This window comes from Winogradskyella bathintestinalis, from assembly GCF_030407435.1.
Taxonomy (GTDB): Bacteria; Bacteroidota; Bacteroidia; order Flavobacteriales; family Flavobacteriaceae; genus Winogradskyella; species Winogradskyella bathintestinalis.
Genome location: NZ_JASDDK010000001.1, coordinates 27990 through 49158 on the forward strand (window position 1 = coordinate 27990; position 21169 = coordinate 49158).

13 protein-coding genes and 1 tRNA gene are annotated in these 21169 nt (G+C 34.8%); 5 read left to right on the forward strand and 9 right to left on the reverse strand.

Annotated elements, in window-relative coordinates:
* Positions 1-7 precede the first annotated feature (7 nt).
* From nrfD to QMA06_RS00100, 3 genes are read right to left on the reverse strand one after another with little or no spacing between them, the layout of a single operon-like run.
* Positions 8-1741 (reverse strand): NrfD/PsrC family molybdoenzyme membrane anchor subunit, encoded by a 1734-nt coding sequence (gene nrfD, locus QMA06_RS00090; RefSeq protein ID WP_290204847.1) that lies wholly within the window; start codon positions 1739-1741, stop codon positions 8-10.
* 25 nt (positions 1742-1766) lie between these two features.
* Positions 1767-5051 (reverse strand): TAT-variant-translocated molybdopterin oxidoreductase, encoded by a 3285-nt coding sequence (locus tag QMA06_RS00095; RefSeq protein WP_290204848.1) that lies wholly within the window; start codon positions 5049-5051, stop codon positions 1767-1769.
* A 27-nt stretch (positions 5052-5078) separates the two neighbouring features.
* On the reverse strand, positions 5079-6362 hold the full coding sequence (locus tag QMA06_RS00100; RefSeq protein WP_290205743.1) for a c-type cytochrome: 1284 nt from the start codon (positions 6360-6362) through the stop codon (positions 5079-5081).
* A gap of 384 nt (positions 6363-6746) precedes the next feature.
* Here QMA06_RS00100 and QMA06_RS00105 point away from each other — a divergent pair, with 384 nt between their 5' ends.
* Positions 6747-7127 carry an SPOR domain-containing protein gene (locus QMA06_RS00105; RefSeq protein WP_290204849.1) on the forward strand — a complete coding sequence of 127 codons (381 nt, stop codon included), beginning with the start codon at positions 6747-6749 and terminating at the stop codon, positions 7125-7127.
* Between the two features lie 65 nt (positions 7128-7192).
* Here the strand turns inward: QMA06_RS00105 and infB are convergent, their stop codons facing one another.
* The 3 genes from infB to rimP form a co-directional block, all read right to left on the reverse strand.
* A complete protein-coding gene (gene infB, locus QMA06_RS00110) occupies positions 7193-9967 on the reverse strand; it encodes a translation initiation factor IF-2 (RefSeq protein ID WP_290204850.1) in 2775 nt (924 codons plus the stop codon).
* A gap of 132 nt (positions 9968-10099) precedes the next feature.
* Entirely contained in the window at positions 10100-11332 is a 1233-nt protein-coding gene (nusA, locus tag QMA06_RS00115) for a transcription termination factor NusA (RefSeq protein WP_290204851.1), read from the reverse strand.
* A 12-nt stretch (positions 11333-11344) separates the two neighbouring features.
* Entirely contained in the window at positions 11345-11809 is a 465-nt protein-coding gene (gene rimP / locus QMA06_RS00120) for a ribosome assembly cofactor RimP (RefSeq protein ID WP_290204852.1), read from the reverse strand.
* A gap of 154 nt (positions 11810-11963) precedes the next feature.
* On the opposite strand from rimP, the gene QMA06_RS00125 reads away from it, so the two are divergent.
* Positions 11964-12788, forward strand: a complete 825-nt coding sequence (locus tag QMA06_RS00125) for a universal stress protein (protein WP_290204853.1) — start codon at positions 11964-11966, stop codon at positions 12786-12788.
* A 210-nt stretch (positions 12789-12998) separates the two neighbouring features.
* Here the strand turns inward: QMA06_RS00125 and QMA06_RS00130 are convergent.
* Positions 12999-13075: transfer RNA gene (locus QMA06_RS00130), tRNA-Gln, on the reverse strand.
* Positions 13076-13227: 152 nt separating this feature from the next.
* On the opposite strand from QMA06_RS00130, the gene QMA06_RS00135 reads away from it, so the two are divergent.
* A complete protein-coding gene (locus QMA06_RS00135; protein WP_290204854.1) occupies positions 13228-16635 on the forward strand; it encodes a glycosyltransferase family 117 protein in 3408 nt (1135 codons plus the stop codon).
* A gap of 6 nt (positions 16636-16641) precedes the next feature.
* Complete coding sequence (locus QMA06_RS00140) at positions 16642-17301, forward strand: polysaccharide deacetylase family protein (RefSeq protein ID WP_290204855.1); 660 nt, start codon at positions 16642-16644, stop codon at positions 17299-17301.
* Positions 17302-17488: 187 nt separating this feature from the next.
* Here QMA06_RS00140 and QMA06_RS00145 read toward each other — a convergent pair whose 3' ends face one another.
* On the reverse strand, positions 17489-17785 hold the full coding sequence (locus QMA06_RS00145) for a thioredoxin family protein (RefSeq protein WP_290204856.1): 297 nt from the start codon (positions 17783-17785) through the stop codon (positions 17489-17491).
* A gap of 107 nt (positions 17786-17892) precedes the next feature.
* On the reverse strand, positions 17893-19182 hold the full coding sequence (locus QMA06_RS00150) for a metallophosphoesterase (protein WP_290204857.1): 1290 nt from the start codon (positions 19180-19182) through the stop codon (positions 17893-17895).
* Between the two features lie 280 nt (positions 19183-19462).
* On the opposite strand from QMA06_RS00150, the gene QMA06_RS00155 reads away from it, so the two are divergent.
* Positions 19463-21133, forward strand: a complete 1671-nt coding sequence (locus QMA06_RS00155) for an MFS transporter (RefSeq protein ID WP_290204858.1) — start codon at positions 19463-19465, stop codon at positions 21131-21133.
* Positions 21134-21169: the final 36 nt, after the last annotated feature.

Sequence of the window (21169 nt, forward strand, 5' to 3'; positions counted from 1 at the left end):
GACTATATTAGTTGTTTAATAAATTTTTAGCTTGTCCTGACCAATCATCACGTTCTGCTCTCCCTGGGAAAGATCCTGTAATTTCATCTAACAAGTCATATTCTCTTTTTGTCATTTTACTTACTTGGGCATAAGTATAAATTCCTAATGTGTTAAGTACGTCTTCCATTTTCAGACCAATACCAGTTATCACTTTTAAATCATCAGGTGTTTGAACTTCAGGATCAAATCGACCGACACCTTCTAAAAGGTTACCAAGTTTTTCTTCATCATCTTGTAATGGTTTTGAAGCTGTCGTTGTTTCAGGAAGTTTAAATTGAGATGTTCTATCATCTGCACCAGTGCCGGCAAGTGAGTCTCCATTCTCTCTTATTCGCTTATAACGTTCACCAGAAGATTTTAAAATTGTCTTAACTTCTGCCTGTGCAATTACTGGGAATGTTCGAGAATACAATAAGAATAATACGAAGAAGAATCCTATTGTTCCTATGAAAATTCCAATATCCACAAAGGTTGGTGAGAACATCGTCCATGATGATGGTAAATAATCTCTGTGTAATGACGTTACAATAATAACGAAACGCTCAAACCACATACCTATGTTTACAACAATTGAGATAAAGAATGAGAACATAATACTCGTTCTTAGTTTCTTAAACCACATAAACTGAGGTGAGAACACATTACAAGACATCATCGCCCAATATGCCCACCAATAAGGACCTGTAGCTCTGTTTAGGAACGCATACTGTTCATATTCTACTCCAGAATACCAGGCAATAAATAACTCTGTAATATAAGCCACACCAACAATTGAACCTGTAATCATAATGACTATGTTCATTAATTCAATGTGTTGCACAGTAATGTAATCTTCAAGATTACACACTTTTCTCATAATAATTAATAGCGTATTCACCATAGCAAATCCTGAGAATACAGCACCTGCCACAAAATAAGGAGGGAAAATTGTTGTATGCCAACCTGGAATCACCGACGTTGCGAAATCAAAAGATACAATAGTGTGTACGGACAGTACTAATGGTGTTGCTAGACCAGCAAGTACTAAAGATACTTCTTCGAAACGTTGCCAATCTTTTGCTCTACCCGACCAACCGAAACTTACTAAAGCATATATTTTCTTTTGAAAAGGTTTAACCGCTCTATCTCTTAACATCGCAAAATCTGGTAATAAACCTGTCCACCAGAATACTAATGAAACCGATAAATACGTAGAAATTGCAAATACATCCCACAGTAATGGTGAGTTAAAGTTAACCCATAATGACCCAAACTGATTCGGAATTGGTAATACCCAATATGCTAACCATGGACGACCCATGTGAATAATAGGAAATAAACCAGCTTGAACAACGGAGAAAATTGTCATCGCCTCTGCCGATCGGTTAATTGCCATTCTCCATTTCTGACGAAATAGTAGAAGTACGGCAGAAATTAATGTTCCTGCGTGACCAATACCAACCCACCAAACGAAGTTAGTAATATCCCAAGCCCAGTTGACGGTCTTATTAAGACCCCAAACTCCAATACCTGTAGATATGGTATAAATAATACAACCTATTCCCCAAAGGAATGCTACCAAAGCAATGCTAAAAACAATCCACCATGCTCTGTTGGCTTTGCCTTCAACTGGTCTTGCTACATCAACTGTAACATCGTGGTACGATTTTTCGCCAGTAACTAAAGGTCTTCTAATAGGTGCTTCGTAATGAGACGCCATAATTATATACTTGTTTCTTTATTATTTACGCTTTTGATGTGTTTCTCACTTTTGTTTGATAAATTACGTTAGGTTTAGTTCCAACATACTCTAACAAGTGATACATACGATCATCTTCTTTTAATGCAGTAATTTTACTGTCTTTATCATTGATATCTCCAAATACCATAGCTCCGTTTCCACATGCTGCAGAACAAGCTGTTTGGAATTCACCATCTTTAACCAATCGTCCTTCACGTTTAGCATCGAGAATAGTTTTTTGTGTCTTTTGAATACACATAGAACATTTCTCCATAACACCACGAGATCTTACTGTAACATCTGGATTCAATACCATACGACCTAAATCATCATTCATATAGTAGTCGAACTCATCATTCTTATTATATAAGAACCAGTTGAAACGACGAACTTTATATGGACAGTTATTAGCACAGTAACGTGTACCAACACAACGGTTATACGCCATGTGATTCTGACCTTGACGACCGTGAGCAGTTGCTGCTACCGGACAAACAGTTTCACAAGGAGCGTGATTACAATGCTGACACATTACAGGTTGAAAAACAACTTGTGGATTATCTGCAGGATTTTCCAATTCACCAAACTCACTTAATGAACTACCTAATCCTGAAATATTTTCCTTTTTCTCAAGATCACTTTCAAATGAATCTTCCGAAGAATAGTATCTATCTATACGCAACCAGTGCATATCTCTACTACGTCTCATTTCTGACTTACCGACTACAGGCACATTGTTTTCAGCGTGACATGCAATAACACATGCTCCACATCCTGTACAAGCATTTAAATCAATTGATAAATTAAAATGATGCCCAACTGAACGATCAAACTCATCCCATAAATCTACATCTGGAGAAGTTACCGGAGTTTCTATATGGTTTAAAGAAACTTGAGGAGTCTTATTCCAACCATGTTTATGGTCGTTATATTTGTAAGTATTAAATACCTCTAAGTTAGTTTCTTTTATAATGTCACCACGTCCCATTAAGGTATTATGCAACTGCACACAAGCAAACTCATGACTACCAACAGCTTTTTCTATAGATACATTCTGTACATCTTTGAAATTTTGATATAACGGATAAGCGTTAACTCCCGTTTTCATTTCTTCTTTCAATGCCTTAGACGTTCTACCAAAACCGAATGATAATCCTACTGAACCTTTGGCTTGTCCTGGTTGAATTATAACAGGGACCGTTATAGCTTCTGCTCCGTTAACTGAAACTTTAGCATAGCTACCATTTAATCCACCATTAGCCTCATTCCAATTTTCCAATTCTAATCTATCCGCATCAGCTTTAGAAACCGTTAAGTAATTATCCCAAGTGGTTCTTGTGATCGGATCTGGAAATTCTTGTAACCAAGGATTGTTGGCTTGTTGTCCATCACCCATACCCGTTTTGGTATATAATGATAACTCCATACCAGTTCCCGATGCCGTTTGAGCCAAAGCTCTAGCCGCAGCACTACCTGTTAATACAGAAGCTACGTCTGTATTATTACCTGTTGCATTATTAATTGTAGTTGATGAAGATGTTGTAGTTGTATATTCCTCTTTGTCTTCATCTTTAATTCCAACACCTACAGCGACATCATGAATAACTCCACCTAAGAAGGTTCTATCTTTTTTATCGTTTAGTTTGTTGGTCGACGATGCAACTGTAGTAGATGATCTATTTAGACCACTTCCACCTTGTGCAGAACCCGTAATAAATACGCCGTCTTGAACTGCTTGATTAAATGATGAACCATTTAGAACATTTTGTGTCCAAACCGACTTTATATAATCTCTATACGTTCCTGTTGTATCTGTCCAAGCCATTAATACGTCTTGAAACTGTTTTGTATCAAATAATGGACGAATAGTTGGCTGCATCATTGAATAATGACCAGATTTAAATTCGAAATCTCCCCAAGATTCTAAGTTATGTGGTGTAGCAGCAATATAATGGCAGTTGGTTGACGTTTCATCTTGTTTCATTGAAAACGCCACAGACAATTCTGTTTTAGCCAATCCTTCTTTAAAATCTGAAGCATTTGGAAGTGTATACATTGGATTCACACCATTCATAATGATGGCACCAACTCTTCCAGCTTTCATATCCGCTACTAATTGTGTAACTGCTTTATCGCTACCAAGTCTAGTTTTTATGGTTGTACCAGGATCAAAAGCCTTACTTCTTAAAGAGGTATTTATATCTAAAACAGCGGACTGTGCATTGACATCTTGAATACCAGTAACAACGACACCGTTGCTACCTGCTTTTTTCAATTCTACAGCGGCAGCTTTAATTGCTGCATCTAATCCTTCAGGTAGTTTAACTCCACCCGCAGAATTTCCTGTAATTTCACTATATAATTTCGCTAAAGCCAATTTTTGTTGGCTTGGTGTTAATGGCACACGCTTATCTGCATTTGCACCAGATAATGACATATTAGATTCAAACTGAATATGTCTAGACATCATTCCATTTTGTGGAATTCGGTTTACCGAATACCCAGAATCAAAACCACCACCTTGCCAATCTCCTAAGAAATCAGCACCAATAGAAACAATTGTTTTAGCTTTAGAAAAATCGTAATTAGCCATTCCTCTTGTGCCATACTTCGCTTGGTAAGCATCTAAAGTTGCAGATTCTGAAACAGCATCATATGTTACATGATTTACATTACCAAAATTCGATTTAAATGTAGCGATTAGCTTATCTGTAGAAGGACTAGGCATTGATTGTGTTAAAAACACAATTTGCTTACCATTAAGACTATTTAGTTTTGAAGTGGTTTCAGACATAAAAGTATCCCAAGAGATTTTTGAATCACCTTTCATAGGTGATTTCACCCTTAGATTGTCATAGAGACCTAAAACAGAAGCATTAACTCTTGCATTAGCGACACCATTGGTACCAGCATCAGTATTATTTTCTATTTTAATTGGCCTCCCCTCTCTAGTCTTTACTAAAACACTAGCAAAATCGTAACCATCAGCAATTGTTGTTGCGTAATAATTAGCCACACCTGGAATAATTTCCGTTGGTTGATTTATGTAGGGAATTGACTTAATCACTGGCCCTTCACAAGCCGCTAATGACGCAGCAGCAGTACTAAAACCAACGTACTTTAAGAAATCACGACGCGATGTAGATGAAGATTCTAATGTTTCTTTATCTCCTAAAAATTCATCTGTAGGAATTGCTTCCACAAATTCATTTTGTTGTAGCGCCTCAACAATAGAGCTATTTTCGTTTAGCTCTTCAACACTTTTCCAGTATTTCTTGTTTGATGACATATAATTTTGAATTACTTCTTATTTAATTTAATAATGACACTTACCACATTCTAAACCACCCATTTGTGCAACAGTTAACTGCTCAACACCATACTTCTTAGATAGTTCTTCGTGAATTTTAGTGTAATACTCGTTATCCTTAACTTTTACGTTAGTCTCTCTGTGACAATTAATACACCATCCCATAGTTAATGATGAATGTTGATACATAATTTCCATCTCTTCAACAGGTCCATGACAGGTTTGACATTCTATACCACCAACTTCAACGTGTTGTGAGTGATTGAAATAAGCAAAGTCTGGCAAATTATGAATACGAATCCATTTTACAGGTTTCTGATCACCAGTATAACCTGTTCCATCCCATCCAACAGCATCGTATAATTTTTGAATCTCAGCATTATAATCAACCCCGTACTCATCTCCTTCCGCTAACGTTTCTGGAGAAACTTCTGAAATTGACTTATGACAGTTCATACAAACATTTAAAGATGGAATACCTGAAGTCTTACTCACTCTTGCAGAAGAATGACAATATTTACAATCAATACCATTATCACCTGCATGAATTCTATGCGAATAATGAATTGGTTGCACCGGCTCGTAACCTTGATCAACACCAACTTGCATAAAATACCCGTATACAAAATACCCACTAGCTAACAAAAAGACGATTGCCGTAACCAATACTAAAAATTGATTCTGAACAAACGCTTTCCATAAAGGCGTTCTTTTGTCCTTACTTGGCACCTCAATACCTTTTGCATCAGCAAACCGATTTAAAGTTTTATTAACTAAAATTAATGCCATTGCCAATAATGCAAATAATAAAGCTAATGCTCCAAGAATTAAATCATTTGAAACACCACCCTCCTGAACAGGTACTCCCGTAGGACCGTCCGCTACAACAGGTTCAGCTTTTGGCTGCGCTGTATAGGCTAATATATCTGATATATCTTGATCGCTTAATTGAGGAAACGGAGTCATTGCTGTGTTATTCCATTCAGCAAATATTTTGTTTCCATAGGCATCACCAGACTTAATGACTGCTGAACTATTATGAATCCAATCTGTAAGCCATGTTCTATCTAAACCTTCCTCATCAGCCAACCTTGCCTCTACGTTACGTAACGCAGGCCCCGTCATATCACTATCTAATTTGTGACACGCCGCACAATTGGAATTGTAAAGTGATTTTCCATTTGCTGGATCACCCTCTTGAGCTGTAAGTGAAGTTGAAAACGTAAGTAAAAGCACAATACAAAGACTATAAATCTTTGAGGTTAAACCACAGTAAATCACCTGTTTCATATTATTAATTGGATTATCTTCTAAACTTTGGTACGATTTTTTCATTAAAAACTCGAAAAAAGATGTTTATAAAAACTCTGGCAAAAGTAACATTTAAAGTCGATTTTGAAAATCTTAGAGAACTGTTAATATATAATTTATACCAATTCTAAATAAAGTATTCTGAAATTTTTTGCGGGTAAACTCGTTCCGTATTTATCGATGGCTTGAAGCGCAATTGTTTACATAAAAAATGTCAATAAAAAAATTGGTACTTGTTCCCATATAAACTATACCTTTGCTTTAAAATTTTAGTAAACTCTACAGTGTGTTTGATAAATTTATCCAATTCTAAGTAATATTAAAACCTTATCAACTGTTAACATCTATAAACAATTTAAACTCATGAAACTGAATAATAAAACCCTATGCCTGGTAATTTTAGGCTATCTATTAACACTTTCCGCATATGCGCAGCAAGGTACCGTTAATGTTACCCAAGATAGTGATATCGATAAATTATTGGAATTTAAAAAAGATATTAAAACATCTAAAGTTTACAAAATACAGGTTTATCAAAATGTAGATCCAGATAAAGCACAACGCGAAAAATCGAACTTCTTAAACACTTATAATGATTGGCCAGTAGAAATAGTATGGAATACTCCTAACTATAAAGTATGGGTAGGTAATTTTGCCACACGATTAGAAGCTGAACGTGCTGGAGTTCAAATCAAAAAAAATTATATGAACGCTATTATTTTTCAGCCTAAAACAGACGATTAGATTTTAACTTTTTTTCATAAAAAAACCGACAATTTCTTGTCGGTTTTTTTTATTTTCTAATGTTATTATTTCAACTTTTTCTTAACTTCTACTTCTTGGAAAGCTTCTATCACATCTCCAATTGAAATATCGTTGTAGCCTTTGATTTGCATACCGCAATCGTAACCTTTAGAAACTTCTCTAACATCATCTTTAAAACGTTTCAAGGCTTCTAATGAACCAGTATGAACAACTACCCCATCTCTAATAATTCTAATATTAGAATTTCTAAAGATTTTACCATTAGTTACCATACATCCTGCAATGTTTCCGACTTTAGAAACTTTGAAAATTTCTCTTATTTCAGCAGTACCTGTAACCTCTTCTTTGACTTCTGGAGATAACATACCTTCCATCGCATCCTTAAGATCGTTAATAGCAGCGTAGATGATTGAGTACGTTCTGATATCAATTTCTTCCTTATCTGCAATCATTCTAGCGTTTCCAACAGGGCGAACATTAAAGCCGACGATAATCGCATCAGACGCTGTTGCTAATAAGACATCACTTTCTGTAATGGCACCAACTCCTTTATGTATAATATTAACTTGAATTTCTTCAGTTGATAATTTCTGGAAAGAATCTGTTAAGGCTTCAACAGAACCATCCACATCACCTTTAAGAATAATATTCAACTCTTGGAAATCACCAAGTGCAATACGTCTACCTATCTCATCTAATGTAATATGACGTTGTGTTCTAACCGACTGCTCACGTTGTAATTGCGTACGTTTAGTCGCAATTTGTTTCGCTTCACGCTCATCTGCAAATACGTTAAATTTATCACCAGCTTGAGGCGCACCATCTAAACCTAGAATAGATACTGGTGTAGCAGGACCAGCAACATCAACATCGTTTCCGCGCTCATCTTGCATAGCTTTTACCTTACCACTATTTTTTCCAGCTAAAACATAATCACCAACTTTTAAAGTACCTGCTTGCACTAAAATCGTTGAAACATAACCTCTACCTTTATCTAAATAAGCTTCTACTACGGTTCCGCTTGCTGCTTTATTCGGGTTTGCTTGAAGTTCTAATAATTCAGCTTCAAGTAATACTTTTTCTAATAATTCTTTAACTCCAGTTCCTACCTTAGCAGAGATATCATGAGATTGAATTTTTCCACCCCAATCTTCTACTAAAAGGTTCATCTGTGCTAATTGCTCTTTCACCTTTTCAGGATTAGCATCTGGTTTATCAATTTTATTTATAGCAAATACAATTGGTACGCCTGCAGCCTGTGCATGAGAAATGGCTTCTTTCGTTTGAGGCATTATAGCATCATCCGCAGCAACCACAATAATTGCTATATCGGTTACTTGAGCACCACGAGCACGCATCGCTGTAAAGGCCTCGTGTCCTGGAGTATCTAGAAACGCTATTTTCTGTCCGTTTTCTAGTTGTACTCCATAAGCACCGATGTGCTGCGTAATACCACCAGATTCACCTGCAATTACATTTTCTTTACGTATATAATCTAATAACGATGTTTTACCATGATCTACGTGACCCATTACAGTAACGATCGGAGCTCTTGGTTTTAAATCTTTTGGATCGTCTTCTGCAACATCTATAGATTCTTCTATATCAGTTTTAATGAATTCTACATCGTAACCAAACTCTTCTGCAACAATTGTTAATGTTTCCGCATCTAACCTTTGATTCATAGTTACCATCATCCCTAAAGACATACATGCCGAAATTACTTGAGTCACCCCAACTTCCATCATGGTTGCCACTTCGCTTACCGTTACAAACTCAGTAACTTTAAGCGTTTTACTTTCAGCTGCTGCAATTTCCTGATCAATTTCAGTTTGTTCTCTATGCTGATCTCTCTTATCTCTACGGTACTTAGCTCCTTTTCCTTTGCTAGATTTTCCTTGTAACTTTTCAAGGGTTTCTCTAATTTGTTTCTTTACATCTTCTTCAGTAGGCTCTTCCTTAACCACTTTAGGTCTCGTATTACCTCCGCGACCTTTTCCACCTCGTCTTTTATCGAAGTTTGGTTTTCCACCAGCATCATTTCCTCCTTTACTAATTCTACGTCGCTTACGTTTATTAGTATTATCTGAACTTGACTTCTCGTCTTTTTTCTTTTTAGGTTTTTTAAACTTTGAAAGATCAATTTTTTCTCCTGCAACCTTTGGTCCAGTTAGTTTCTTATATTGAGTTTTCAGAGTTTCTTCAGCAGGAGCTCCGTCTTCATCTGCTTTACTAAGCTTTTCCTTTCTCGTTTCAACTGGCTTAGCTTCTTGAACTTTAGGTTTTTCTTCCTTAGCCTTAGTGACCTCTACCTTCTCCGTCTCTTTCTTTTTGTCGCTTTCAACTTTTTTAGGAACCTCTTTTTCTTGAACTTTTGGTGCAGTCTCTTCTTTCTTCTCTACCTTTTCTACTTTCGGAGTTTCCTTAACTTCTGCAGGTTTAGCTGGTGTTTCCTTTTCTGCTTTAGCTTTTTTATCTAAGTCAATTTTACCAACTTGCTTTGGCCCACTTAACTCGGCTTTAGCTTTAACCACAGATTCTCTTTCCGCCTTTTGCTTTTGCTTTTCTTCAATTTCGCGTTCTCTTTGTTCTCGAAGCTCTTCTTTTTCTTTAAGTTTTGCTTCACTAACTTCTTGAGCTTTTTCACGCTTCGTTGCATCAGTCTGAAATTCATCAGAAAGCGTATCATAAACCTCTTGCGAAATTTTAGTATTTGGGCTCTTCTCAACATCTATGCCTTTGGATTCTAAAAAATCCACAGCACGATCTATTGAGATATTTAATTCCCTTAATACTTTGTTTAATCTTGTTTGAGCCATAAATTGCCTGTAAAATACTTAAATATATTATATACTAATTTTAAATCAAAGCTTATTTTCAACTAAAATTAGTGTGATACCAATTCAACTTTAAAATGATTTGTAAAATTCATTTTAAATTTAAGTCGATATTTAATCTTCAAATTCTTCTTTTAGAATTCTAATAACGTCTAAAATCGTTTCTTCTTCTAAATCCGTACGCTTCACCAAATCATTAACATCTTGTTCTAAAATACTTTTTGCCGTATCTAAACCAGCTTTGCTAAATTCAGCGATTACCCATTCTTCGATTTCATCTGAGAATTCTTTTAACTCTACATCTTCTTCTGCACCTTCTCTAAATACGTCTATTTCGTAACCTGTTAACTGACCTGCTAAACGAATATTATGACCACCTCTACCGATAGCCTTAGATACTTCTTCTGGTTTTAACAACACTTCTGCACGTAAATTTTCTTCATCTAACTTCAACGAAGTAACTCTAGCCGGACTTAAGGCTCTTGTAACGAATAGTTGAATGTTATTAGTATAGTTAATTACGTCAATATTTTCGTTGCCTAACTCTCGTACAATACCATGAATTCTCGACCCTTTCATTCCTACACAAGCCCCAACCGGGTCAATTCTATCATCATAAGAATCAACAGCTACTTTTGCTTTTTCTCCTGGAATACGAACTACTTTTTTAACCGTAATTAAACCATCAAAAACTTCAGGAATCTCTTGTTCGAACAACTTTTCTAAAAACACTGGTGATGTCCTGGACATTACAATTGCCGGTTTGCTTCCTTTTAATTCTACACTTTCAATAATTCCTCTTACATTTTCACCTTTTCTGAAGAAATCTGAAGGAATTTGTTTATCCTTCGGAAGTATAATTTCATTGCCATCGTCATCTAACAGAATAATAGCTCTGTGACGAATATGATGAACTTCAGCTGTATAAATCTCACCTTCAAGCTCTTTAAAGTGCTTGTAGATGTTTGTATTATCGTGTTCGTGAATCTTAGATATTAAATTTTGTCTTAAGGCTAAAATTGAACGTCTTCCAAGATCGATTAATTTCACTTCTTCAGCAACGTCTTCACCAACTTCAAAATCTGGTTCAATTTTTTGAGCTTCAGACAATTCAATTTCTTGATTCGGCTCTTCAACCTCTCCATCTGCAACCACAATACGGTTTCTCCATATTTCTAAATCCCCTTTATCTGGATTTATAATAATATCAAAATTATCGTCATCGCCATACTTTTTCTTCAATGCATTACGTAATACATCTTCCAGAATCGCCATTAGCGTAACTCTATCTATTAATTTGTCGTCCTTAAATTCTGAAAATGATTCAATTAACGCTACATTTTCCATAATTGATATGAATTAAAATTTTATTTTAACTTTTGCTTCTTTAATGTTATCGAAAGTAACATTTGCTTGTTTAACTACGGTCACTTTCCCTTTACCTACGGGCTTAGGCTCTCTAGCCTTCCACTTCAAAACCACATCCTCATCATTTACTGCTGTTAATTCTCCTTCTAAATTTTGACCATCTAAAGTCTTAATTTCTAAATTTCTACCTATATGCTTATGGTATTGTCTAGGTAAAATTAAAGGAGTTGCTGCACCAGATGATAAAACTTCTAAAGAAAAATCGTGTTCGTCTCTGTCAATATTATGCTCAATTGCTCTGCTAACAAACATACAATCTTCTACCAAAACACCATTATCACCATCTATAACGATTTTAATAGCATTATCACCAGACATTGTAAAATCTATAAGAAATAGATCTTGCCTTTCGTCTAATGCGTTTTGTAATAAGTCCTGTACTGTATTCTTAAACATTTTTTGATATAAAAAGAGAGGACTTTTCGTCCTCTCGCTTATTTATTTTTAGTAAACAACGGTGCAAATATACGACATTTTAATTTATTTATCCAAGTTATGTAATGTGGAATAATTTTCTTAAATTTAGTAAACCATACATAAACCATCAATAATGCACAAAATATTAGTTCCAACCGATTTTTCAGAACAGGCCGAAAACGCTTTAAAAGTAGCTGCTATGCTCGCTAAAGCTCATAATGCTGAAATATTCTTACTTCATATGATGGAAATCCCGATGCAACAAACCGATCAAGGCAGCGCACAAAGCGATATTCCGGAAACTATATTTTTTATGAAATTGGCTCAAAAAAGGTTCGAAAATCTTATGGCAGAAGATTATTTACAAGGAGTTACTGTACATGAAACTGTTAAAGCAAACATTACATTCAATGCGATTAAAGATTCTTGCACAGAATTAGATATCGATTTTATTGTTATGGGCTCACATGGTGCATCTGGTTTAAAAGAAATGTTTGTGGGATCTAATGCTGAAAAGGTAGTAAGAACTTCTGAAGTGCCCGTTTTAGTGATTAAAAACGAACACCATAGTTTTAACATTTCTGATTTTGTGTTTGCTTCCGATTTTAAAAATGACAACAGAGAAACGTATAAGCAAGCGGTTAAATTTGCAGAAGCATTTGGCGCTAAAATTCATTTACTATTGGTAATTACTTCTGGTAGTTTTTTGACAACTTATGAAGCTAAAACTAGAATTAATGATTTTATTTTTGGACAAGCTTTTGAAAATTACACTATTACAATTCACAATGATAATACTGTAGAACAAGGCATACTAAATGTATCTAAAGATTTAAACGCAGATCTTATTGGCATTAGTACACATGGAAGGCAAGGCATTGCTCATTTTTTTAATGGTAGCATTAGTGAAGATTTGGTAAACCATGCTAAGCGCCCTGTAATAACATTTAAGATATAAAAACAGGTTAAACTGCTTTACAATTAAAATTACAACCCCTCATTAACAGAGTCAAAAGCAAAAAAATCTTAAGCAATTGTGACTAAGATTTTTTTAACTGATTAGCATTTACTTACGCTACGCTTAACACTTCCAGATATTTAAAGACGCAACCTCGCTTTAATTAAACAAAAAAAATCCTAACTCTTAACGGGTTAGGATTTTATACTTTGGTTGGCCCACTAGGTTTCGAACCTAGACTCTTCGGTACCAAAAACCGATGTGTTAGCCAGTTACACCATGGGCCAATCTCTCAATTTGAGGGTGCAAATTTAAAACAAAGTTTGAGTTAAGCAAAAAAAAAGTGAAAAATTATTTAAAATACTTAACGTTAGCTTAAAAATGTCCACATTTAGGTAATAATTAGTAAATTCGCCAGCGTTAATAAGTACAGTTTTACATGACAGATTTTAACTTTAAAAAGTGGAACAACATCCTAGGGTGGTTTGTTTTTGCTGTAGCCGTTGTGGTTTACGCTCTAACTATTGAACCAACCGTGAGTTTTTGGGATGCTGGTGAATATATTTTAACGTCTTCAAAATTACAGGTTGGTCATCCACCAGGTGCTCCTTTGTTTCAAATGTTCGGGGCTTTTTTCTCGATGTTTGCTTTAGAATCGTCTCAAATTGGGATGATAATGAATATGATGAGTGGAGTCGCCAGTGCCTTTACCATCCTATTTATGTTTTGGACAATCACCTTACTCCTCGTAAAGCTGGTTAAGTATAACAATGATGATAACCCGAGCAAAGCGTATGCCATTTTAGGTAGTGCTTTAGTGGGCAGTTTAGCCTTTACATTTACTGATTCCTTTTGGTTTAATGCTGTAGAAACTGAGGTTTATGCCATGGCCACCTTAATTATGGCCATTCTATTTTATTTAGGTTTGCGTTGGGAGCAAGATATGAACAAACCAAGAGGTAACCGTTGGCTAATTTTAATTGCTTTTGTAATAGGTTTATCATTTGGTGTTCACTTTATGGGGTTATTAACTATTCCTGCGATTGGCCTACTCTATTATTTTAAGAATTATAAAACCATAACGGTTAAAAACTTCATAATTGCCAATATTGCGTCGGCAGCAATTTTACTATTTATATTCAAATTATTATTGCCATCTACATTAAAACTTTTTGGTTATTTAGAAGTCTTTTTTGTGAATTCTATTGGACTACCTTTTAATTCTGGAACCATAATTACAGGGCTAATGGTTATTGGTTTATTTTATTTTGGGTTAAATTATACTCGTAAAAAAGAAATGAGACATGTAAACACATTAGTACTTTGTCTCATGTTTATTTTTATAGGTTTTTCATCTTGGATGATGCTTCCTATTCGTGCTAATGCACAAGTGGTGATTAATGAAAATGACCCTTCAGATGCCAGAGAACTTTTAGCGTATTACAACCTTGAACAATATCCCGAAACACATTTATTTTATGGGCCCCAGTTTACAGAAGTGTATTCTGGCGCAGATAAAGATGAGCCTTTCATAGATGATAAAAAGAATTTTGAGCGTGATGAAGAGGCGGGTAAATATGTAATTATTAACGATTGGGAAAAAAGCAGACAAAACTACAATCATGAACATGCTTCCATACTTCCTAGAATGTGGAGTGCCGAACATGCAGAGAATTACATGATGTTCACAGGTTTAATTGATTTTAGAGTTGATCCTAATTTACAAACTCGTGCTTATAATGAAGCTATGAACGCAGGCTTATCCGAAGATCAGGCGAGTCAATACGCTTTGGGAGAGAAGCAACAATTCGATCAGCTTGTTCAGGATTTTAAAATGCGAGTGGCACGAGGCGAAATTGATTATGAAGGTTATAATCAATTTTTAAGAAATTATGGCCAACAGTATTTGATTATTGAACAGCCTTCCTTTATGGATAATATAATGTACATGTTTCAATATCAATTTGGCTATATGTATTGGCGCTATTTTATGTGGAATTTCACAGGACGACAAGACGATATCCAAGGAAAATACACGTACAAAAATGGAAATTGGATTTCTGGTATACCGTTTATTGACGAATTGCATTTAGGTATATCTCAAGACAACCTACCAACCGATGTTTTAGAAAACAAATCTAGAAACACCTATTATTTTTTACCGCTTTTACTAGGTTTAGTAGGCTTCTTTTTCCTAATGTATTCAGATTTAAAGCGTTTTTGGGTGCTTTTAGTTTTCTTTTTACTGACAGGTTTGGCTATACAATTTTATACCAATATTAGACCTTTTGAACCAAGAGAACGCGATTATTCTGTGGTCGGTTCGTTTTATGTATTTGCTATTTGGATTGGTTTTGGAGTTTATGCCATTTACGATTTATTAAAAGCCAGTATAAAAACGAAACTTTTAGCCCCTGCTATTACTTTAGTATGCATAATTATTGTTCCTGGTGTTTTAGCCGCAAATAATTGGGATGATCATGACCGTTCTGGAAAATACACTACGGAATCCATGGCAAGAAAGTATTTAGAATCTTGTGCGCCAAATGCCATATTATTTACCATTGGAGATAACGACACATTTCCCCTTTGGTATTTACAGGAAATAGAAGGAGTACGTACAGATGTACGAGTGGTTAATACTAGTTTGTTTCAAACGGATTGGTACATCGACCAAATGAAACGTAAAGCTTACGATAGTGACCCTATCCCTTCGCAGTTGACACATAACCAATATCGAGGAGGCACAAGAGACGTTATAATTAGAAGAGAAATCACTAAAGACACCATACCAATTAAAGATTTTATGGATTTTGTTTCTAGTGATAAACCAAACACAAAATTTAAATATGTGGTTGAAAGACAAGGTGAAGACCCAAGTCTTTATCCTAAACATTTACTGAATACAAATTATTTTCCTTCCAAAAACATTAGTATTCCTGTTAATAAAGATATGGTTCTTAAAAACGGCATTGTGAAACCAAAAGATGCAGACTTAATAGAAGATAAGCTTTACACAGAAATTGGAGGCAGCTATCTTTATAAGAACCGTCTATTAATGTTAGATATCATTGCTAATAACAATTGGGAACGACCAATATATTTTACAGGGGGAGCTTTTGGAGCAGAAGATTATATCTGGTTAAAAGATTATTTACAGCTCGATGGTATGTGTTATAAACTCGTTCCGATTAAAACAGCCGTTGATAGAGCAAATCCTTATGATATGGGACGTGTAGATCCAGACCTAATGTACAATATGGTTAAAAATTGGAAATGGGGAGGCAGCGGAACAGAGCTGTATTACGACATTGAAACGCGAAGAAACGGCATTACTTATAGAGGAAATTTAGCACGATTGATAGAACAACTCATCAATGAAGACGAACTAGATAAAGCAGAAGAAATCGCAGACATTGCCATGGAAAAAATGCCTGTAGATAAGTTTGGCTTTTACTCTTTACTTGAACCCTATGTAAGTGCCTACTATCAAATAGGAAAGGTCGAAAAAGGGCGCAAACTTTATAAAGATGTTGCCAAAAAATATCAAGAAAACTTAGTGTATTACAGCAGTTTAGATCTTGAAGACCAAGAACTAATGGTCGGAGAGGATATTTATTTAGATATTCAACGTTACAGAGCTTTAATTGACATATTAGTGATTTACAACGATAAAGATTTTGCACTCCAAGAGACCAAAACCTTCAATAGCTACCTAAGCTTGTTTGATGAATTAATGAGTCGTTACAACGATGACGAACTGCCAGAAATACCTGAAGATGTAGATATTCAGAATGCTATTAAAGACACTATAGATAAAGTAGATAATATTATTCCTGAATTATAAAATAACATGACTATTATTCCAGCTAAAACGCCAGACTTTGTAAAAACATTGTTCCCAAATTTTATCTGGAATATTGACACCATCGAGAAAGAACTTTATTTAACTTTTGATGATGGCCCTACCCCCGAAATTACGGATTGGGTTCTTCAAACATTAAAAGATTATAATGCAAAAGCCACGTTTTTTTGTATTGGAAATAATATTGAAAAGCACCCAGGTATTTTTCAGAATATTATAAACGATGGCCATGCCATAGGCAACCACACTTACCACCATTTAAAAGGTTGGAAACATAAAACAAAAGCTTACTTAACAGATGTTATCCAAACCGAAAATATTATAAAATCTAAACTTCAATTACAAGACGTCGAGGTCAATATTGTAAATCTATTTAGACCACCTTACGGAAAACTCAAATCTAAGCAAAGCCAACAAATTCAAGACTTAAGTTATAAAATTGTAATGTGGGATGTGTTGTCCTTCGATTGGGACATTTCTGTATCCGAAGATACCTGTCTTAAAAATGTAACCTCATCGGGTAAAAAAGGTAGTATAATTGTTTTTCATGATAGTGTAAAAGCCTCTCGAAATTTACAATATGTACTTCCCAAAGTTTTAGATTATTATACTAATACTGGTTTTCAATTTAAAAGTTTGAAATTCTAAGATCGCAATAGCTTACAAATTGGTTCGCTAATTTTTAGCTACATACACCCTTTTATTTAATTTAAAATTGGTATTTGAATACAGAAATGAAAATTTTACACAGTATTGCTTAAACAGTTTAAAATGCTTAGGTAAGTTCGAAGTTAGATAAATTATGAACGATGATTATTAAATATGTATTAATCAACTAAACATATTCCTGAATAATATTAATCAAAGTATTGGCATCTTGGTCCCCACTATGGCGCCATTTCATTTCGCCACTTTTATAAATAATTAAAGTTGGCAAGCCTTTAACTCGAAGCGCCTCGGCGAGTTCCTTATTTTTCTCAACATCAATTTTTATAATTTTAGCTTTATCACCTAAAGCTGCAGCAACATCCCTAAGAATAGGATGCATGGTTTTTGATTGATTATTCTCTTCTGTGTAGAAGTCCAATAATACTGGAATATCAACATCTATTATTTCCCCAAATTTAGACATATATTATAGTTTTAGTCAAATAAATAAGCATCTCAAATCAAAATACTGAAATATTAAATTATCGTTAGTTAGATAGGCTTAATATAAAAATAAGCAATTCTTTACAATTATGCACTTTCTGTTCCTCTTTTGAGTTCTATCACAGTGATTTCGGGCCATATTCCTATGCGTCCAGGAAAAGCGAGATAACCAAACCCTCGGTTAACATATAAATATTTACTTGCTTTCTTATATAGACCTGCCCATTTAGGATAACGGTATTTTACAGGACTCCATTTAATTCCCAACCGTGGCAATTCTATTCCAAATTGCATACCGTGCGTATGCCCTGCTAACGTAAGATGAATGTGCTTACTGAAATTAATAATATTTGATTCGTCAATAATAATATCGTGATTATTAATGTCTTCAGTATTAAGCTCCATTTCTGTGTAATCAAAATGAGACGGATCATGGCTCATCAAAATATTAAAGTCATTTTCACCTATATTCTTTGTTGCCTCTTTAAGACTTCCCCGTTTGGGAAAATGACGTGATGCACCCCAATTTTCTACACCTAAAATATTTATATGCTCACCATTTTTTTCAATGCGTCGGTTTTCATTCAACAATAAATCGAACCCAATACTTTTATGAACAGCTTCAACCTCTATTTGGTTTTTTCGGTTCAACTCAACATCTCCACCGTACGCATAATATCCATAATCGTGATTGCCTAGCACAGAATATTTTCCATCTTTTGCTTTTAATTTATCAAACACGGGAATCCATTCCTGCATTTCCTCTGCTTTACTATTTACAATATCACCTGTAAATAATATAACATCGCTGTTTTGCTCATTTACCAAATTCACTCCAAAAGCAATGTCTTCTTTACTCTCTAAACTTCCGGAATGGATATCGCTAATTTGAGTTATTTTATAACCATCGAAAGTTTCTGGTAAATCTTCAAAATATATAGTACGCTTTAAAACTTGAAAGTTGTACTTCCCCTTAGTAATCCCATATACAAAAGATGCGAACGGAATGGCTGCTACACCAAGCGCAATTTTGGATACAAATTCACGTCTACCATTATAGTGAGCCGTGTCATTAGAAAATTTCTGAAAGAGATAAGTCCCTATTCTTACCAAATCTTCTCCAAACATAAATAAGACCAAAACTACTTTAGGCACAAAAACCGTAAACAAAAAAGCCACCGCGTAACCATGACCATGTGTAAAACTTTCCCCTCTTACAAAATTGAAATAATAGTAAGCGAAATTTGCTACTACCAATATGGACAAGATCCAATAAAGCACATAAATCCAATAGCTTTTAGTCAAAGTTTTTATAACCTGAAAGGCATAAAAATCGAGAATAAAAATAAGAATGATTAAGATAATCCAACGCAACATAGAAATTTTGTTTTTACCGCTGTTATAGTTATGGTAAGTAAAACAGGTAAATTTGAAATACGAAACTACGAAGTATCTTATAAAAATGTTAATGCATAAGATATTAAAATTGACGGTTTTATGTACAACATTATGAAAAGCCAATTTATTGGTGTTATTGTAAAAAATTACCGTTAATAGAAATTTTAATACTTCTAAAATTCATAAAATAAAAAAGCAATTACATTCGTGAAATGCATTTTACTATATTAGATGCTTTAAAATTAACTAACTTATACTAATGAACAACCAAAACAACAAATCAGCCTTAGCAACGTTATGTACAGTTTTCTTTTTCTGGGGCTTTATAGCCGCATCTAACAGTGTGTTTATACCGTTTTGTAAAACGTATTTTAATATCGACCAATTTCAATCTCAATTAGTAGATTTTGCATTTTACGGCGCCTATTATATCGGAGCCCTTCTACTGTTTATAGTATCAAGTATTCTAAAACGGGATATTCTTAACAATTGGGGATACAAAAATGGAATTGTATATGGGTTATTGCTTTCTGCTATAGGTGCATTTATAATGTATCCGGTTACATCTGGCGCAGAACAAGGACAAACCGGAGTATTTTATTTGGTGCTTATTGCCTTTTTTATAGTGGCTTTAGGCTTCTCATTACAACAAACGGCAGCCAACCCTTTTGCTGTTGCTCTTGGAGATCCAAAAACAGGATCACATCGTTTAAATTTAACTGGAGGCATAAACTCTTTTGGTACAACTATAGGACCAGTAGTCGTTAGCTTGGTCATATTTGGGTCAGCATCCTGGAGTACAGATGAGTTGGCTCAAATGATAGATAATAATGTGATCACATTAGTTACTGTACAACACTTGTATTTAGGTGTTGGTGCTCTGTTCTTAATAGCTGCGGCATTATTTCATTTTTCAAAAAAATTGCCAGCTCTTAAATCAGAAACTGCTTTTGAACCCGCTAACAAAGCACGAAATCTATTAATTGTTTTAACATTTGTTGTCATTGGCTGCTTCGGTTATATTTTTAGCACATATTCTGGAACTGAAAACGCAACCGAACACATTGAAAACATAAGATTAGTTTTACTTTTTGTGGCACTATTAGCTGTAATTTTATCGGTATTCTTTGCCAATGCAAGTGCACGTAAAAATGCCAAAGGTTGGGGAGCCATGAAATATCCACAATTAGTATTGGGTATGCTCGCTATATTTACCTATGTGGGCGTAGAGGTTACCATTGGCAGTAATTTGGGAGAGCTTTTAAAACAAAGTGTTGGTGACACTGGCCTGAATGCCTTAGGACTTCCAGAGTTAAACGATTCGCAACTTGGATCATATATCTCGATGTATTGGGGCGGTCTAATGATTGGCCGTTGGGTTGGAGCCATAACTGTTTTTAATCCTAGTAAAGGGCTGAAGAAAGCCTTATTAATTATTGTGCCTTACGTGGCTTTCGGAGTGATTATTTTAGTAAATAGTATAAAGTTTAGCTTCAGTCCTAATGAAATAATTTTCTTCGCTATTTGTATTGCGGTTCAAATTGGCGGTTTTTTTATAGCTAAGGATAATCCTGTACAAACTTTAAAAGTATTTAGTTTATTAGGCATTATTGCTATGCTTATCGGTTTATTCTCCTCAGGAAATATGGCGTTGTTTGCCTTTATATCTGGTGGATTATTTTGCTCAATAATGTGGCCTTGCATTTTTACATTAAGTATTGCTGGATTAGGAAAATATACCTCGCAAGGTTCTGCCTTTTTAATTATGATGATTTTAGGAGGGGCTATAATTCCACCTGTACAGGGAAAATTAGCGGATGTATTCACTATTCAATCTTCTTATTGGATGGCTGTGGCTTGTTTTGCCTATTTATTATTTTATGCGTTTAGAACAAAAACAGTATTGGATAAACAAGGAGTGCAGTATTAAACATTTATAATACACTGGGCAGCAAAACAACAAGAC

What these genes read in the sequence shown, in the direction of transcription:
- QMA06_RS00135 (WP_290204854.1), top strand. Translation starts at nt 13,228, where the DNA reads ATGACAGATTTTAACTTTAAAAAGTGGAACAACATCCTAGGGTGGTTT.
- nrfD (WP_290204847.1), bottom strand. Translation starts at nt 1,741, where the DNA reads ATGGCGTCTCATTACGAAGCACCTATTAGAAGACCTTTAGTTACTGGC.
- QMA06_RS00125 (WP_290204853.1), top strand. Translation starts at nt 11,964, where the DNA reads ATGCACAAAATATTAGTTCCAACCGATTTTTCAGAACAGGCCGAAAAC.
- QMA06_RS00100 (WP_290205743.1), bottom strand. Translation starts at nt 6,362, where the DNA reads ATGAAACAGGTGATTTACTGTGGTTTAACCTCAAAGATTTATAGTCTT.
- QMA06_RS00095 (WP_290204848.1), bottom strand. Translation starts at nt 5,051, where the DNA reads ATGTCATCAAACAAGAAATACTGGAAAAGTGTTGAAGAGCTAAACGAA.
- QMA06_RS00140 (WP_290204855.1), top strand. Translation starts at nt 16,642, where the DNA reads ATGACTATTATTCCAGCTAAAACGCCAGACTTTGTAAAAACATTGTTC.
- QMA06_RS00105 (WP_290204849.1), top strand. Translation starts at nt 6,747, where the DNA reads ATGAAACTGAATAATAAAACCCTATGCCTGGTAATTTTAGGCTATCTA.
- QMA06_RS00150 (WP_290204857.1), bottom strand. Translation starts at nt 19,182, where the DNA reads ATGTTGCGTTGGATTATCTTAATCATTCTTATTTTTATTCTCGATTTT.
- infB (WP_290204850.1), bottom strand. Translation starts at nt 9,967, where the DNA reads ATGGCTCAAACAAGATTAAACAAAGTATTAAGGGAATTAAATATCTCA.
- QMA06_RS00145 (WP_290204856.1), bottom strand. Translation starts at nt 17,785, where the DNA reads ATGTCTAAATTTGGGGAAATAATAGATGTTGATATTCCAGTATTATTG.
- QMA06_RS00155 (WP_290204858.1), top strand. Translation starts at nt 19,463, where the DNA reads ATGAACAACCAAAACAACAAATCAGCCTTAGCAACGTTATGTACAGTT.
- rimP (WP_290204852.1), bottom strand. Translation starts at nt 11,809, where the DNA reads ATGTTTAAGAATACAGTACAGGACTTATTACAAAACGCATTAGACGAA.
- nusA (WP_290204851.1), bottom strand. Translation starts at nt 11,332, where the DNA reads ATGGAAAATGTAGCGTTAATTGAATCATTTTCAGAATTTAAGGACGAC.